The sequence below is a fragment of the Streptomyces sp. NPDC057486 genome (assembly GCF_042802415.1).
Taxonomy (GTDB): domain Bacteria; phylum Actinomycetota; class Actinomycetes; order Streptomycetales; family Streptomycetaceae; genus Streptomyces; species Streptomyces yanii.
This window is the reverse complement of the sequence record NZ_JBHVEE010000025.1, coordinates 32733-48770: the sequence shown is the minus strand read 5'-3', so window position 1 is coordinate 48770 and position 16038 is coordinate 32733. Positions and strand designations below refer to the sequence as shown.

At 69.2% G+C, this 16038-nt stretch carries 12 protein-coding genes; 1 reads left to right on the top strand and 11 read right to left on the bottom strand.

The genetic code is table 11. From position 1 onward, the window contains the following. Positions 1-8: 8 nt before the first annotated feature. Positions 9-1493, top strand: a complete 1485-nt coding sequence (locus ACFU6I_RS14735) for an ABC transporter substrate-binding protein (RefSeq protein ID WP_384365634.1) — start codon at positions 9-11, stop codon at positions 1491-1493. A gap of 1 nt (position 1494) precedes the next feature. Here ACFU6I_RS14735 and ACFU6I_RS14730 read toward each other — a convergent pair whose 3' ends face one another. The 11 genes from ACFU6I_RS14730 to ACFU6I_RS14680 form a co-directional block, all read right to left on the bottom strand. Beyond that, a complete protein-coding gene (locus tag ACFU6I_RS14730; protein ID WP_384365631.1) occupies positions 1495-2430 on the bottom strand; it encodes a DUF5605 domain-containing protein in 936 nt (311 codons plus the stop codon). A gap of 38 nt (positions 2431-2468) precedes the next feature. Continuing rightward, entirely contained in the window at positions 2469-3890 is a 1422-nt protein-coding gene (locus ACFU6I_RS14725; protein WP_384365628.1) for a DUF5060 domain-containing protein, read from the bottom strand. Continuing rightward, positions 3887-4999, bottom strand: coding sequence for an exo-alpha-sialidase (locus ACFU6I_RS14720; RefSeq protein ID WP_384365625.1), 1113 nt, complete (start codon positions 4997-4999; stop codon positions 3887-3889). The genes ACFU6I_RS14725 and ACFU6I_RS14720 overlap by 4 nt, the downstream gene beginning before the upstream one ends. Further along, complete coding sequence (locus ACFU6I_RS14715) at positions 4996-6060, bottom strand: ABC transporter ATP-binding protein (protein WP_384365622.1); 1065 nt, start codon at positions 6058-6060, stop codon at positions 4996-4998. The genes ACFU6I_RS14720 and ACFU6I_RS14715 overlap by 4 nt, the downstream gene beginning before the upstream one ends. Beyond that, complete coding sequence (locus tag ACFU6I_RS14710) at positions 6057-7124, bottom strand: ABC transporter ATP-binding protein (RefSeq protein ID WP_384365619.1); 1068 nt, start codon at positions 7122-7124, stop codon at positions 6057-6059. The genes ACFU6I_RS14715 and ACFU6I_RS14710 overlap by 4 nt, the downstream gene beginning before the upstream one ends. Positions 7125-7133: 9 nt before the next feature. Continuing rightward, positions 7134-8285: an ABC transporter permease gene (locus ACFU6I_RS14705; RefSeq protein ID WP_384365616.1), complete on the bottom strand. Its 1152-nt coding sequence runs from the start codon at positions 8283-8285 to the stop codon at positions 7134-7136. 6 nt (positions 8286-8291) lie between these two features. Next, on the bottom strand, positions 8292-9293 hold the full coding sequence (locus ACFU6I_RS14700) for an ABC transporter permease (protein ID WP_384365613.1): 1002 nt from the start codon (positions 9291-9293) through the stop codon (positions 8292-8294). A gap of 18 nt (positions 9294-9311) precedes the next feature. Further along, entirely contained in the window at positions 9312-11315 is a 2004-nt protein-coding gene (locus ACFU6I_RS14695; protein ID WP_384365610.1) for an ABC transporter substrate-binding protein, read from the bottom strand. After that, positions 11315-12274, bottom strand: a complete 960-nt coding sequence (locus ACFU6I_RS14690; RefSeq protein ID WP_384365607.1) for a dihydrodipicolinate synthase family protein — start codon at positions 12272-12274, stop codon at positions 11315-11317. Before ACFU6I_RS14690 ends, ACFU6I_RS14695 begins: the two co-directional genes overlap by 1 nt. 187 nt (positions 12275-12461) lie before the next feature. Then, positions 12462-14750, bottom strand: a complete 2289-nt coding sequence (locus ACFU6I_RS14685; RefSeq protein WP_384365604.1) for an Ig-like domain-containing protein — start codon at positions 14748-14750, stop codon at positions 12462-12464. A gap of 81 nt (positions 14751-14831) precedes the next feature. Then, positions 14832-16037, bottom strand: a complete 1206-nt coding sequence (locus tag ACFU6I_RS14680) for a hypothetical protein (protein WP_384365601.1) — start codon at positions 16035-16037, stop codon at positions 14832-14834. Position 16038: the final 1 nt, after the last annotated feature.

The following is a 16038-nucleotide window of genomic DNA, read 5'->3' as shown; positions in this document are numbered from 1 at the left end:
GCACACGTATGACCCCACACCCGCAGCAGAGTGAACAGCAGCCGCCGAGCCGCCGGAAGTTCGTCGGCGGAGCCGCCGCCGCGGTCGGCGCCGCGACGCTCACCGGAGTCGGCATCGGCGCGTCCACTCCGGCCCAGGCCCGTACCGCCACCGGGCGGGTCACCACCTCCGCGTCCGGCGCCTCCTGCACCGCCATCCCGAACAAGTACGACGAGCCGTTCGAAGTCTGCGACGACGAGCTGTTCGTCTTCATGGCCAACTACAAGCCGTTCGAGTACCCCGGCTTCTTCGACACGGTCGTGGGCGACGCGATGCGCGCGGCCTTCCCCGGCCTGAAGATCAAGGCCGTGGCCTGGGACCAGCCGGTCCGGTACGAGGACCTGGACAAGGCGGGCGTCGTTCCCGACATCATCCTGGAGGACCCACGCCGGCGCATCGACCGTGATCTGGAACCACGTGGCTGGACCCGCGACCTCACCGACGACCTGCGGGCCACCGGCATCGACCTCGGCTCCCTCAACCCGGGCGCCGTCGCCCAGATCAAGGCCCGCTCGGACGGCGGCCTGTACGGCGTGCCGGTGTTCGTGGACGAGTACATCATGTTCCACAACAAGAAGGTCTTCGACAAGAAGAATCTGAGGACCCCGGCCAACGGAGTCACCTACGACGAGGCCTTCCGCCTCGCCAAGAAGCTGACCTTCGAGCAGGACCTGGTCGCGTACAAGGGATACCTCCAGCATCCGGACATGTACCTGGAGTTCAACCAGCTCGGTCTGTATCCGTTCGTGCCCGGGCGGGGCAGCGCACCCGCGCCCGAGGACGTGAAGGTGAACATCACGTCGGAGGGCTGGCAGCTGCTCGGCAGCAACCTGGAGCGCTTCCTGCTCCACCCGCACAACATCTTCACGACGGTGGACGACTACCTGACCACCGGCAGCGTGGCGATGGCGGTGGACAACCTCCGCAAACTTCCCGCGTACGCGGGAAGCTCGCTGTACCTGGAGGAGGACGACGCGGACAAGTGGCGCGAGCTGGCCAAGAAGATCGACCTGGGCATCACGTCCGTGCCGGTGCTCGGCAGGGGCGACAACGCCGTCTACCAGCCCAACACCATCGCCGCGTTCCTGCCGCCGCAGTCCTCCAAGAAGGCCCAGGCCCTCCAGGTCCTCAAGTGGCTGGTGTCCCAGGAGGGCCAGACCGAGCTGTCCCGGCACGCCCTGAAGCCCGCGTTGCGCTCGGGCGCCGTCGAGGCCGCCTTCGGCACCGCGATCCCCGAACTGGACAGGATCGACACCTCGGCGGTCTTCTGGGGTGACAACGCCGTCGTGCGGGACTACGAGAACACGGAGTTCTGGGACCTGCCGCTGTACATGGTGTTCCGGCAGCACGTCCTGCGGGACGGGCTGAAGGTCTCCTCGGCGCTGGAGATCACCGAGAAGACCGACATCCCCGCCTACATCAAGTCCCAGGTGGCGGCCGGCTTCGACTGGTGAGTCACCGCCTGCGGAGCCGTATCGCGAGGTACGGCTCCGCAGGCAGTTCGACCGTCACCCGGTCGCCGCCGGCGTCGTCGAGCTCCCGCACCGACATGTTCCAGGTGTCCAGGACCTCCACGCTCCAGGTGCCGCCGGGCAGCGCGAAGGAACGCCTGGGGTAGCGGTGCGGCCCGAGGTACTGCAGGACGTACTCGCCGGGCGCCTCCAAGGTCGAGGCGTCGTACGTCTCGGGAGTGTGGCCGAGGCCGGCCGGGGCCGCGCCGAGCACATCCCCGAGGAAGGCGACGCGCTCCACGGCGGTGCCGCTCAGTCGGCCTCCGCCGTCGCTCCAGGCGTCCTCGCCCCACGCCTCGGCGTGCCCGCCGTAGCCGCCACGGCACACCGCCTCCCAGAGGCGGCAGAGCAGCTCCGTTCCGGTCAGGGCACGCTCTGGATCCTCCGGGTCGTCGCCCTCGGCGCCGCAGTCGTCGACGAGGACTGGCTTGCGGAGATCCCGCACCAGGCCCGACACGGCCCGCGTCTGCGGGTGCGCGACCGAGGCGTGCGTGATCCACGGGGCGCCGAAGTCGGTCCCGGGCGGGCCGTGCACGGTGAGCGGGTGGTGTCCGTGGTCGTGCTCCTGCACATCGGTCTGCGCCTCGTGGACAGGGGGCGCGCACCACCAGACGTTGGGCCGGCCCGCCAGCCGGGCGACGGTCCGGGGGATGTCCCGGCCGTCCAGCATCACCTCCGCCTGCAGGCCGAGTGCGCCGAGCGCCGCGACCTGGTGATCGAGGACGTCCAGCGGAAGGGCGTGGTCGAGTAGCCGCACCTTGGTGAACGGGGCGTCCTTCAGGGCCCGCAGGGTCTTCTCATCGGCCTGCAGGACGCTGGTGGCCAACGGATGGAAGGGGGTGCCGTCCTCGTGCCGGAAACGGGTTCCGTGTACGCGCACGGGCCCGTGGTCCGTGCGCGGAGCCGCAGAGTGCGTTTTCATGTCACCTTCCGGATGCGCAGGGCCAGGTCCGGCCGGTGGTCCATTGGAACGCGGACCGTGCCGTGGTACGGCCCGCCGGGCAGCGGACTCACCGTCATGTTCCAGGTGTCGATCAGGTCGAGGACCCGGGGGGCACCGTCGTCGGGCAGTTCCACGTCGTAATGGCGGTGCAGCCGGTCGCCGAAGTACCGAAACCGCGCATCGGGCGACTCCTCCCACAGCCGGCGCTGGAACGCGATGCGTGCCGGGATCTCGCCGTGCAGCCGGCCACCTCGGGAGATCCAGGCCCAGTCGTCCGGATCCTGCTCGGGAAAGCACTCGCCGTGTCCGACATAGGCGCCCGCGGCCATACCGTGCCAGAACTGGCGCAGGAGCACCCGGCCCGAGAGGTTGCCCCAGCGGCGGCCGAGCACCCCCTCGTAGCCGATCTCGTCGATCACCACCGGCTTTCGCACCCGGTCCAGCCACTCGGGGGCCATCCGCGCGTCCCAGTGCTGGATGGACTGGTGGGTGGTCCAGGCGTGGCGGAAGTCGTAGATCCGCTCGTACTCGTACATCCGGGTGCCGTTGTGGATGGACCGCAGGTGCTGGTACGGGTCGCGGCGCTGGACGTACTGGCCGATGCGGGTCCAGTCCTCGACGGTCTTGGCCTTGTTGAAGTCGTACTCGTTGGCGACCGACCACCAGACGTTGCGGTATGCGGCTAGGCGGGCGACGACGTACCGGACGACGAACAGGTCCTCCTCGGAGCTCATGTCGTCCACACCCCAGTGCCCCTTGTCGTACGGGTGCAGGATGATGACGTCGGCCTCGACGCCCAGCTCCAGCAGGTCGCGCACCCGTGCTTCGAAGTGGGCGAAGAACGCCGGGTCGAAACGGGACCTGTCCAGCTCGCCGGGCCGGGGCCGGCCCGGGCCGAGGCCGGGGAAGACCAGCCGGGGCGGTGCCATGTCGAGCGTCGGCAGCAGGCACATGCGGACCTTGTTGAAGGGGGACGCTGCGAGGGTGCGCAGTGTCTCCTCCTCCGCCTTGAGGTCCTCGTCGTGGGTCCAGTGGTAGCAGGTGGTGCCGAACGGCAGGTACCGGGTGCCGTCGGCGTACCGGAAGGTCCTCGGGCCCGCGACCCGGACCGGGCCGTGGTTGCCCGGGCCGGCCGGGGTGCAGGTGAAGCCGCCTGCGGTGCCGTCGAGGGCCGGGGCGCGGGAGCGCGTGGTGTACGTCCAGGCGCCCTCCCGGTCCGGCATGAACCGGACGCGGTAGACGCCGTTTCCGTCGTAGAAGCCGTCGACGGGCACCACCCGGTGGCCGTGGCGGAACTCTGCGCCGAACTCGACGTCGCGGTAGGGGTTCCCGTCGGCCGGGCCGCCGAGCGTCAGCTCGAAGGTGCCCCAGCGCTCCACCGTGGTGCCGGTGGTCATGAGCGTCCTTCCCTGACCCAGTCCTCGGAGACGGTGACGTGCTTGATCGTCCTGCGGAGGTAGGAGTAGGCGATGTGCAGCAGGCCGTCGCGGCGGCTCTGTATGACGCAGGGGTAGGAGTAGCCGAATTCGCCGGCCTCCCAGTACTCGTCGTCGGCGCACTGGAGGTCGCGGCGCACCGGCCAGGTGCGGCCGTCGTCGTCGGAGAGGGCCACCGTGAGCGGGGTGCGCAGTGCCTTCCTGCGGCGGCCCTCGCCCTCGCCGACCCAGCGGAACTCGCCGCGTTCCAGGCTCGCGTGGTTGTAGACCAGCGCCAGGGCACCACTGTCGAGCCGGGTGACCTGAACGCCGGAGTTGTTGTTGGGCAGCTCGGTCGGCACCGCCCTGCTCCAGCTGCGTCCGGAGTCGGTGGACACGGTGGCGTGGATGCGGTCGGCGGCGCGGCTGCGCAGCAGGCCGAGCAGCGAACCGTCGACGCGCCGGACGACGCTCATCTGGACCAGGTGGTCGCTCCCCTCGACGTCGTACTCCTTCCATGAGGCGCCCTCGTCCTCGCTGATCAGGACGGTGCTGTGCTCCCCCTCGGCGCGGCAGCGGTAGGCGGGCAGCAGCAGGCTTCCGTCACCGGGGTCGAGCGGCGGGTTGCGTACGAAGACGCCCGGTCCCTCATGGGCGATGTGCGCGGGATCCCAGGTGCGGCCGCCGTCGTGCGAGGTGCGGGCGACCAGGTGCGCGGTCTTCTGGTCGTGCGGCTCGTTGGACGGGTGGAACAGCCACACGGTGCTGTCCGGCCGCTGGTCGAGCACCGGGTTCTGCTCGGAGCGGTCCGGGTCGGCGGACATCGCCATGGCCCCGGTCCAGCGGTCGCCGCCGAGCGGCAGCCGGGACAGCACCACATTGGTGTCGCGGTCGCCCTCGTCGGGGCCGTTGAACCAGGCGCACAGCAGGTCACCGTCGTCGAGTTCGAGGAGGCTCGCGGAGTGGCTGTCGCCCGGGTGCGGGGCGGGCAGCAGCGCCTCCCGCACACCGGGATCGCCCGGCCGGGGCCGCAGCACACCATCGAATCTCGGGTCGTGCGCCGACCCCCTCCCCTGTTCCGTTCCCGTCATGTTCGGCATCCCTTCAGTTCCAGTTCTCCGGCGAAGTGGCAGGCCGACGTCCTGCCGGGTGCGATCTCCCGCAGCGCCGGCACCTCCGTGCGGCAGCGGTCGCGCGCGTAGAAGCAGCGCGGGTGGAACGGGCAGCCCCGCGGCACGTTCGAGGCGTCGGCCACCTCACCGCGCAGCACCACGCGCTCCCGGCGGCGCGCCCCCGGGTCGGGTTCGGGCACCGCGGACAGCAGGGCCTCGGTATAGGGGTGCATCGGCTGCCCGTACAGCTCGTCTGTCGCCCCCGTCTCCACGACCTTGCCCACGTACATCACCGCGATCTCGTCGGCCATGTATTCCACGACGCCCAGGTCGTGGGAGATGAACAGGTACGTCAGGTCGGACTCGTCCTGGATGTCCTTCAGCAGGTTGAGGATCTGCGCCCGCACCGACACGTCGAGCGCGCTGACAGCCTCGTCCGCCACGACCATGCGCGGGGCGAGCGCGAGGGCACGGGCGATGCCGACGCGCTGGCGCTGGCCGCCGCTGAAGGCGTTGGGGTAGCGCCGCAGGTACTCGGGGCGCAGCCCGACGCGGCGCAGGAGCTCAGCGACCCGCTCCTCGGTCTCGGCGGCGCCGAGACCGAGGTTGACGCGCAGCGGTTCGCTGATGATCTGGAGCAGCGTCATGCGGGGGTTGAGCGAGGCGAACGGGTCCTGGAAGACCAGCCGGATCTCGCTGCGGTACGGCTTGAGGGCACGCTCGTCGAGCTTGGCCAGGTCGATCACCGTGCCGTCGGTGCGACGGTAGGAGATCTCGCCGGAGGTGGGTTCGAAGACCCGCATCAGACAACGGCCCAGGGTGCTCTTGCCGCAGCCCGACTCTCCCACCAGGGCTACGGTGCGGCCGGCCGGGACGGTCAGGTCCACTCCGTCGACCGCGCGTACCCGGCCGACGGCGCGGCCCAGCAGTCCTCGCCGGATGGGGAAGTGTTTGGTGAGGCCGTGTGTCCGCAGCAGCGGGGCGGTTCCGGTGGCCGTGGCTGCGGCCGTGGCCGTGACTTCGGAGGGCGGTGCCGTCATGGGGTGGTCTCCTCGTGCTCCTCGTGCTCCTCGTGCGTCTCGTACAGCAGGCAGCTCACCGCGCCCGGACGGCCGTGGTCCCGCAGCGGCACCGGGACCGTCACGTCGCAACGGCCGGCCATGAACTCGTCGCAGCGCGGGTGGAAGGGGCATCCGGACGGCCGCCGGTAGGAATGCGGCACCATGCCGCGGACCGGCCGGAGCCGTTCACGCGATCCGGACCCGAGCTTGGGCACCGAGCGCAGCAACGCTCTGGTGTACGGATGGCGCGGCGCCCGGAACACGTCCTCGACGCGCCCCTCCTCGACGACGGTGCCCAGATACATCACGGCGACGCGGTCGGCCATCTGGGCGGCGACCCCGAGGTCGTGGGTGATCAGCATGACCGCCATTCCGGTCTCCTCCTGGAGGCCGCGCAGCAGGTCGAGGATCTGGGCCTGGGTGGTGACGTCGAGCGCGGTCGTCGGCTCGTCGGCTATGAGCAGCTGCGGGCCGCAGGAGAGCGCCATGGCGATCATGACGCGCTGCAGCATGCCGCCGCTCATCTGGAACGGGTACTCGTCGACGCGTCGTTCGGGTGCGGGGATGCCGACGCGGCCGAGGAGTTCGACGGCGCGGGCACGGGCTTCGGCCTTGGTGACACGCTCGTGGAGCCGGATCGCCTCGCCGATCTGGTTGCCGATCGTGTGCATGGGGCTCATCGAGGACATCGGCTCCTGGAACACCATGGCGACCCGCTTGCCCCGCACCTCCCGGACGGTCTCGGGGGCGGCGCTCACCATGTCGGCCGCGCCGTCGTCGGTGCGCACCCGGATCTGTCCGCCGGTGATCCTGCCGGGCCGGTCCACGAGACGCAGCACGGAGCGCGCCATGACGCTCTTGCCGCAGCCCGACTCCCCCACCACGGCGAGGACTTCACCCCGGGCGATGGCGAGGTCGACGCCGCTGACGGCCAGCACGACGCCGTCATCGAGTTCGAACTGCGTGTGCAGACCCTCGATTTCGAGAATGTTCTGCCGCGGTGGCGTCTGCTGACGCTCCCACGATGCCTCTGTCGTCGGCATCGCACCCCCTTACTGTTTGTACGGGTCCGCGGAGTCCCGCAGCCCGTCACCGACGAAGTTCATGGCGAGCACGGTCACGAAGACCGCGACGCCGGGTATCAGCAGCCACGGCGCCGTCTCCAGCGTCCGCACGTTCTGGGCCTCCTGGAGCAGGACGCCCCAGCTCACGGCGGGCGACTGGAGGCCCAGACCGAGGAAGCTCATGGCGGTCTCGCCGAGGATCATCGCCGGGACGGCCATGGTGAGCGAGGCGATGACATGGCTGGACATCGACGGGACCATGTGCCGGAAGATGATCCGGATGCGGCCGCAGCCGTCCAGCCGCGCAGCCGTCACGAAGTCCTCCTCGCGCAGCGAGAGGAACCGTCCGCGCACGACGCGGGCGAGTCCGGTCCAGCCGAGGACGGAAAGGATGGTGGTGATGGCGAAGTACCGCATCATGGGCCCCCAGTCGGCCGGCACAGCGGCGGAGAGGGAGAGCCACAGGGGCAGAGTGGGGATCGCCATCAGGAACTCGATGACGCGCTGGATGAGCGTATCGGGGGCGCCGCCGTAGTAGCCGGAGACGCCGCCGAACAGCAGGCCGAGCACGAAGCTCACTGCGACCCCGATGAGGCCGATGGAGAGCGAGACCCGCGAGCCCTGGATGATCAGGGACAGCAGGTCACGTCCCTGCCGGTCGCTGCCGAGCAGGAAGACCTTGTCCTTGGCATGGGCCGCGCCGAAGAGATGGCGGTCCCAGGGGATGATCCCCCACATCTCGTAGGAGTCGCCGCGCGGGAGGAACCTCAAGGGGACACGCAGGTCGGGGTCGAGGGTGTGGATCTGCTCCAAGGTCTCGGGATCGCGCTCGGTGCGGTAGCCGTTGACGTACATCTGCAGGCCGTCGGACCAGCTCAGGTCGACCTTGACCATCTGGGGCGGGGCGTAGGTGAGGGTGGAGTCGCTGGTGCTGGTCGAGGCGGGCGCGAGGAACTCGGCGAAGACGACGACGATGTAGGCGAGGAGCACGACCACTGCGCCCGCCACGGCCAGCTTGTGCTTGCGGAACTTGCGCCACACCAGCCGCCAGGGGGAGCTCCTGGCGGCCGCGGCATCGAAGTCGAGCTCCGGGTCCGCCTCGGCCGACGGTGCGGCCGGCTTGTGGTTCCTGGTCAGCACGGCGGCTCACCCTCCCTCGTAGCGGTGCCGGATTCTGGGATCCCACCAGGCGAGGGCGAGGTCGCTGATCAGAGTCCCGATGACGGTGAGGGTGGACAGGATCAGGACGAAGCTGCCCACGAGGTACATGTCCTGGTTCTCCACACCGCTCAGCAGGAGCGGTCCGGTGGTGGGCAGGCTCATGACGATGGAGATGATGGTCTCGCCGCTGATGAGGCCCGGCAGCAGCCAACCGACGGTGGAGAAGAACGGGCTCATGGACATCCGGACCGGATACTTGAGCAGCAGCTTCCATTCGGGCATCCCGCGGGCGCGCGCCGCGACGACGTACGGTTTGTACAGCTCGTCCAGGAGGTTGGCGCGAGTGGTGCGGATCAGGCCAGCGGTACCGGACATCCCGATGATGACGATGGGAAGCCACAGATGGGCGCCCATGTCGAGCACCTTGCCGAGGTTCCAGGCGGCGTCCTGGTACTCGGGGGAGAACAGGCCGCCGGGGCTGGTCCCGAAGAACCGCATGCCGGCCCACATGAAGACGAGGGCGAGCAGGAACTCGGGCACCGCCATGCCGAAGAAGCCGAAGAAGGTGGCCACGTAGTCGCCGGGCGAGTACTGGCGCACCGCGGAGAGTATCCCGATCGGGAAGGCGATGGCCCAGACGAACAGCAGGGTGGAGACGGAGAGGAAGAAGGAGAGTCCGACGCGGTCCCAGATGAGGTCGGAGACAGGGCGGCTGTTCCAGGCGAACGCCTGCCCGAAGTCCCCGTGGAAGACGATGTTGGAGATCCACTTCCAGTACTGGGCGAGAAAGGACTGGTCCAGGCCGTAGCGGGAGCGCAGGGCGGAGAGCTGCGAATCGCTCATCATCTCGCCGCGGCTCTCCGCCTCGGCCTGGAGAGTCGAGACGTAGTCGCCGGGCGGCAGGCTGATGATGAAGAACGAGGCCAGGGAGACCGCCCACAGGGTAACGACCATCCACATGACACGGCGGGAGAGGAACGAGAGCATGGGTGTCCCCCGTCCGGGTCAGGCCTTGCCGGAGAAGAAGTAGGTCGCGGGATTGCTCGGCCCGGGGGCCTGGTGCGCCACCGCCGCGCTGAACTCCTCGGGCACGTTGAACATGTTGTTGCGGACGATGCCGTACTCCGACGGCGGGGTGGAGATCCCGATGTAGTAGAACTCCTCCTGGGTGATCGCCAGGATCTTCCTGGCCAGGCCCAGCGCCTCGTAGGCGTCGAAGGTGCCCCGCAGCTTGTCGTTGAGTTCGAGCTGCTCGCGTACGCGGGCCGGCGGCTCCTCGCCCGACTTGCCCTCGCTGGTGTACCACTCGGCCCACTTGCCGCCGAAGCGGGAGGAGCCGCGGGGGTTGGTCGGCAGGTAGTAGTGGTTGCCGCCGGCGCCGGTGCGGAGGTCGAACGAGCCGCCCTGCCAGGTCGCGGCCTCGGATTCGCCGGCCTCGACGCGCTCCCAGTACAGGGTCTCGGCGAGCCGCTGGATGTTGGCCTTGACGCCGACCTTCGCCCAGTCGCCGCGGATCAGGTCGCAGGCGTCCACCTGGTCCGGCTGGTCGGAGACGACCAGCACGGTGAAGGCGACCGTGTCGCCGTCCTTCGTGAGGCGGATGCCGTCACCGTTGCGGCGGGTGAAGCCGGCCTTGTCGAGGTACTCGGCGGCACGGTCGACGCTGTACTCGGTGAACTGGCTGCCGAGTTGCTTGTTGTAGAGTTCGTCGCCCTCCGCGGGTCCGCACTGCCAGGGGATGCCCTGGCCGCCGTATATGGTGTCGATGATCTTCTTCCGGTCGATGGCGTACGACAGGCCGATCCGGAAGTCCTTGTTGGCGAAGAGCTTGCGCTTCCTGGGGTCGGAGTGGGTCTGGTTGAACCCGATGATCATCGTGTTGGCGAGGGCCGACTTCACCTCGATCAGGCGGTAGGCGCCCTTCTTCCGGTTGCGGGAGATCACTGGCTTGTTGCGGATCGTCCCGAAGTGGGTGAGCTGCATGTCGAGGTCGCCGTTGGTGACCTTGAGGACCTCGACCTCGACGTCCTGGATGTTCTCCACGACGACCTTGTCGATGTACGGGAGCTGGCTTCCGTCCGGGTCGACCTTCCAGTAGTACGGGTTGCGCTCGGCGACCAGGCTGCTGCCCTTGCCCAGCTCGTTCTTGGACAACCAGGCGTTGAGGGTGGGCAGTTGGTGGTTGGCCCAGCAGTCGGCGCGCAGCGGCAGGTAGTCGGTCCAACTGCTCAGGCCGGCCTTCTTTGCGAGCGCGTCGGCGGTCTTGCCGTGCTTGGGGTGGAACTGCTTGATGTAGTGGGCCGGCAGCAGCATGACGATGCCGGAGGTGCCCGAGATCTCCTCCAGGAAGCCGGGCTTGGGCTCCTCGTACACGTAACGGACGGTGTGATCGTCGACCACCTCGAACTTCGCGTTCTTCCCTGACTTCGACATCCACAGGTCGTAGACGCCACCCGGGTGGAGATCCGGGTCGACGTTGTAGTCGTGGTAGGCGAACGCGAAGTCGTCCGTGGTCACCGGCCGGCCGTCGGACCACTTCAGGCCCTTGCGGAGGGTGAAGACGAACTCCGCGCCGCCCTGCCCGACCTCGTACTTCTCGCAGACGTTCGGCAGGAGTTCCGTCTTCGTCATGCCCTGCCAGGTGGGGCCCCAGGCGACGAGCGGCTCGTAACCCATGCTGTAGTGCAGCCACATCACGTCTTCCTGCGTGATCATGGCCGAGTGCCAGGTGCCGCCGTAGGTGCCGGACTTCTCCAGCGGGGTCACCTTCAGCGGGGCGGCCGGTAACCGGTCGGCGACCTTGGGCAGTTTCCCCGCGTCCGCGAGCTTCTTCAGCGCGGGTGCTTCCTTGCCCTTGGCGCCGGTCGCCGCTCCCGCGCCCTGGGGCTCGGTGTCGAAGAACCCGCAACCGGACAGCGAGGCGGCCACCAACAGGCCACCGCCCGCCCGCAGGAGCGAACGCCGGTCGAGCAGGCCGCGCCGGTCGGGGGATGGCATGCGGTCAGTCATCAGGTCCACGCTCCTTCGCGTGTACGTGCCGCCTCTTCCAGCTCGCGGACCTTGGGAACGACGGTCGCGGTCAGCCGGCCCCGCTCCTCGTCGTCCAGGCGTGCCAGCGGCTCGGCGGCGTGGGCTTCGTCGATGCGGCCGAGTGCCGCCAGGACGAACTTGAAGGTTGCGACGAGTGCGGCGAGCGTCGGTTCGCGGCGGGCCTCGCGCATCAGATCGAGCAGGTCCTCCAGCTGTTCCTGGAGGCTCCGGGCGTGTTGCCAGTCCCCGGCACGGGCGGACTCGTAGAGGTCGACCAGGAGACGGGGGGTAACGTTGGCGAGCGAGGTGGTGGCGCCTGCCACCCCCGCGTAGAGCGAGACGTCGGTCAGGCTGCTCCCGCCGGCGAAGCAGCGCACCTCCACGCCCTGCCGTGCGCCGCGGCGCAGCAGCTGCCGCAGCCAGCTCATGTCGCCCGCGCTGTCCTTGATGCCGCAGAGCACGCCCTCGCGGGTGAGTTCGACGACGCAGTCGACGGTCAGGGCGGACGGTGTGAGCTGGGGCATGTGGTACGCGAGGACGGGGATGCCCACGGCCTCGGCGACGGCGCGGTAGTGGTCGCGGAGCTCCTCCTTGCCGTAGCCGGCGAAGAATGGGGCGATGACGGCGATCTCGTCGGCTCCGACGGCCATGGCGGCGCGTGCATGACGCACCGTCACAGCGGTGGCAGCGTCGCCCACATGGGCGATGACCGGTACCCGGCCGCCCGCCACCTCAGCGGCGACGGCCACGGCGAGCGCCCGCTCGTCGTGGTCCAGGGCGTGGAACTCGCCCGTGGTTCCGTTGATCCACAGTCCGTGGATCCCGGCCTCGATCAGTCCGGTCAGGTGGCGTTCCAGTGACTTCCGCGCGAGGCACCCCTTCTCGTCCATGGGCAGAACGGTGGGCGCGATGATCCCGTGGAGCTCATGTGTCGGCATCGATTCCTCGCGGTATGTCGGTGGAATGCCACGAGTCTCTTGAGTGCGACATCGGTCGTCAACCCTTTCGACAAAGGCAATAGTCCGTGCACGTGATGTTCCATCAGCAGTGGTCCACCTGCGGCATGCCAGGTGTCCTCAGAGACGTCCGGACGTCCCTCCGCGGCCCGGGAGTCCGGGCGTACGGTCAGTGGTTTATCTTCACCTGGCTGAACTTGGCGGTCGTGTAGTGGGCGACACCGTTGGCCTCCTTGTTGCCGTCCACGAACATGCCCACATAGACCTTGTCGCCCATGGGGATGCGTTCGTAGCCGATGCGGGTCCACTGGAGCGAGTCGGGCGAGATCTCCGAGGTGAACTCGTCGCCGCGCAGGGTGATGCGCAGCCAGTACGGCTTCGCGTCGAGCACCTTGTCCTCCTCGTAGGGCCAGGTACCGACGCTCATCTCGGTGCCGTGGGAATGGATGCGCTTGACGACGCCCTTGTGGCCGCCGTCGCCGAGGTGGACACCGATGAGGTTGAACGGCGAGTCCGGCGTGAGGTTCTCCCGGATCATGATGCCGCCGAGCACCTCCTGGTAGACGTCGCTGACCGAGTCGAGGCGGGCGATCAGCTCCACCACCTCGTCGTCGGGGGCATCGACCTCCTGGTACACGAAGTGACAGGAGTCCGAACGGCCCCGGAGCTTGCCCGAGCCGCGCAGCGTGAACGAGCTGCCGGCCAGGGCCGATCCGCCCTGGATGGGCACCGGGCCGATGTCGACGGCCGTCCAGTTCCCGAGCGGGCCGACCCGGTCGACGTGGACGGGCACCATGCTGGAGGTGGTGGACGTGCCGGTGGAGTCGGTGGCACGCGCGGTGAGGTGGTGGGTGCCCTCGGTGGCGTTCTTCCAGACTGCCTCGAAGGGGGCCGAGGTCGCCTCGCCGACCTGCTTGTCGTCGGCGAAGAAGACCACGGAGGCGATGGTCGCGCCGTCCTGAGCCTCCGCCTCGGCACGGAAGGTGATGTCGTGGGCCCCGGTGTCCGAGGTGTGCACCGCGTCGATCGCCGGGGCGGTCAGTCTCACCACCGGGTTGGCGGCCCCGGTACGGGTGAGGGAGTTCAGATACAGCTCCAGGTTGCTGTAGCCGGTGGCCGGGTCGATGGCGCTGCCGTCGGCGGCGTCCTTGCTCTTCAGACCGTGCTGCTTCTCCCAGACGTCGGGAATGCCGTCCTTGTCGGAGTCCTTCGGCGCCTCGGCGGAGGCGAGCGGGGGAACGCCGCCGACCTCCTTCTGCGAATTGATCATGCGGCCGGTCCCGTTGCGCACGTCGGCGACGAGACGGGCGTCGGTCGCGTCGCGGCGCGGCAGCAGGGCGCCGACGCCGTCGAGCACCGCCTTGTACGCCTCCTTGGCGGTCTGCGACGGGATCGGGTCCAGGACCTCGAACGGCTCCTCGCGCAACGTGACGCCGCCGAGCGGGAACTTGACGCCCCGGCCGTTGTCGCCGGTGACCTCCGCGTGCCCCTCCACGACATTGCCTTCGACGTGCCAGCTCCCGCCGCGGTCGGGCGAGACGATGACCGGCGCGATCTCGGCCAGGGTGTTGGGGCCCGGCTTGTAGTAGTTGCCGACGATGTTGACCCCGTCGGCCCACTCGCCGCCGTAACAGGAGGTGTAGCCGTGGTTGTAGATGACGTTGTTGCGGTGGTCGGTGCGCATGGGGACGTCCTCGACGAAGCTGAAGCGCGGGTTGCGGCCGCCCTGGTGGATCAGCAGGTTGTGGTGGTAGGTGACGTTGTCGCCGCCCCACAGCCCGCCGTAGCCGTGCCGGCCCTTCGGGTGGACGGAGACCGACAGCCCCTCCGCGATGATGCACCACTGGAGTGTGAGGTTCTCGTTGCCGTAGACGGAGCAGCACTCGTCCACCGCCCAGCTGAAGGAGCAGTGGTCGATCATGACGTTGCGGCAGCCCTCCACCCCGAAGCTGTCGATCGCGGTGCCGAGCATGTCCGTACCGCGGAAGCGCAGGTGCCGGATGATGACGTTCTCGACCCCGTTGGCCTTGGTCTCGTTGCCGACCACGCAGATGCCGTCGCCCGGGGCCGTCTGGCCCGCGATGGTGAGGTTGGACCCGGTGATGTCGAGTCCGCCCTTGAGCTCGATGTTGCCGGATACACGGAAGACGACGGTGCGGTCACTGCCGGACACGGCGTCGCGCAGCGAGCCGGGCCCGGAGTCGGCGAGGGTGGTGACCTCGTAGACCGAGCCGCCGCGGCCGCCGGTGGCGTACCGGCCGCCGCCCTCGGCCCCGGGGAAGGCGAGGACATCGCCTGCTGCCTCGGCCGCCGCAGCGAGCTTCTCCGACGCCTGCGCCGTCGGCACTCGAAGCGCCGCGGTGCCCAGGAGCGCGCCGGCTCCGACGACGAAGGCACGGCGGGCCATCGCTGCGCCCTTGTCCTTGCCCGTGGCGGCGGTTCGGTTCAGTGGGGTCATGACGTTGCTCTCCTCGGTGAGTGGAAGGTGGTCCGGCGCGCCAGGCGTGCGGCTCCGGCGCGCCCTGGGGGCGGGCGCGGCTCAGGGCTCGTCGGAGCAGTTGACGTCGAGGTCCCAGAGGATGACGTCGAGCGCGTGCGGGCTGATGGTGTGCTCGCCGTGTGTGGCGTCCTCCAGGAGCTCCCAGTGGCCGTTGCCGATCACCTCGATCCGTTGCCGCACCACCGGTTCGTAGCTGCGGTGGCCGACGCCGTTGAAGCAGCAGGCGTCGAACCGGTTGAGGACCTGCGTCTGTCGGCGGTGCCGCCCGACGGATGCCAGCGCGTAGATGTCGGGGAAGTCGCTGATCCCGTAGAAGACCGGGTGCCGGTCGAGCCGCTGCTCCCAGTCGCCCGTGGTCGGGCTCGGCTTGGGCGGTGCGGAGCGCAGGAAGAACGGCAGCGACCCGGCCGTCGGGTAGCTGCGGGTGATGCGCGGGTCGAGCGCCGGGTAGACCGTGGTGGTCCAGCCGCCGCCGGACAGGCCGATCATCTGGAGGGAGGGAGGCCGGTAGGTCCGGGTGACGTGGTTGACGGCGACCGTGAGGGGTTCCAGGAAGAACCGGAGGGTGGAGAAATCCGCGGTCTCCCACGTGCCGAAGTCGTTGTGGTTCTCCGGGGTCACGAAGGTGTCCGGGTCCGTGGGGCTGCGCAATTGCTTGGGGTTCCAGTGGTAGAGCGGCATGGCACACAGCAGTACGCCGTATCCGGCGTCCACCAGGGCTTGTGCGGTGCGCTGCATGGTCTCGGGCGTCTCGCCGTGTCCGTTGTGGTAAATGGCGAAGCGCCCATGGGCGGCGGGGCGGCGCGGCAGCAGCAGGTAAACGACGGATTTCAGGTCGTACGGCAGGGTGACGGTGAGCCGGTCGACGCGCCGGAGCCCGGTGAAGGCGGGCAGTTCGGGTACGACGACGCCCTGTTCGACCTCGGGCAGCGTGTCGGGCAGCCGGCCGTCGGCGGACTTCCAGACCTCGGCGACGAGTTGTGCGCGGAGCCGTTCCACGTCCTCCTCGGTGTGCACGGTCATCAACTGCTCGACGTCGACCCCGACGACCTGCTGGGGCAGGGCCTTGTAGTCGATGCTGTGGGCGGCGGCCACCTCTTGATTGACGGGCGCCACCGGGCGGGGACGTGCAGGGCGGGCTGCGGGCGCGGCGCTCTGCGCCCGCGCGGTACCGGTTCCGAGGGCGGCAGTGGTCGCGGCGGCGCCCACCGTTCCCAGGAGGGATCTGCGGCTGACGTTCGGCATG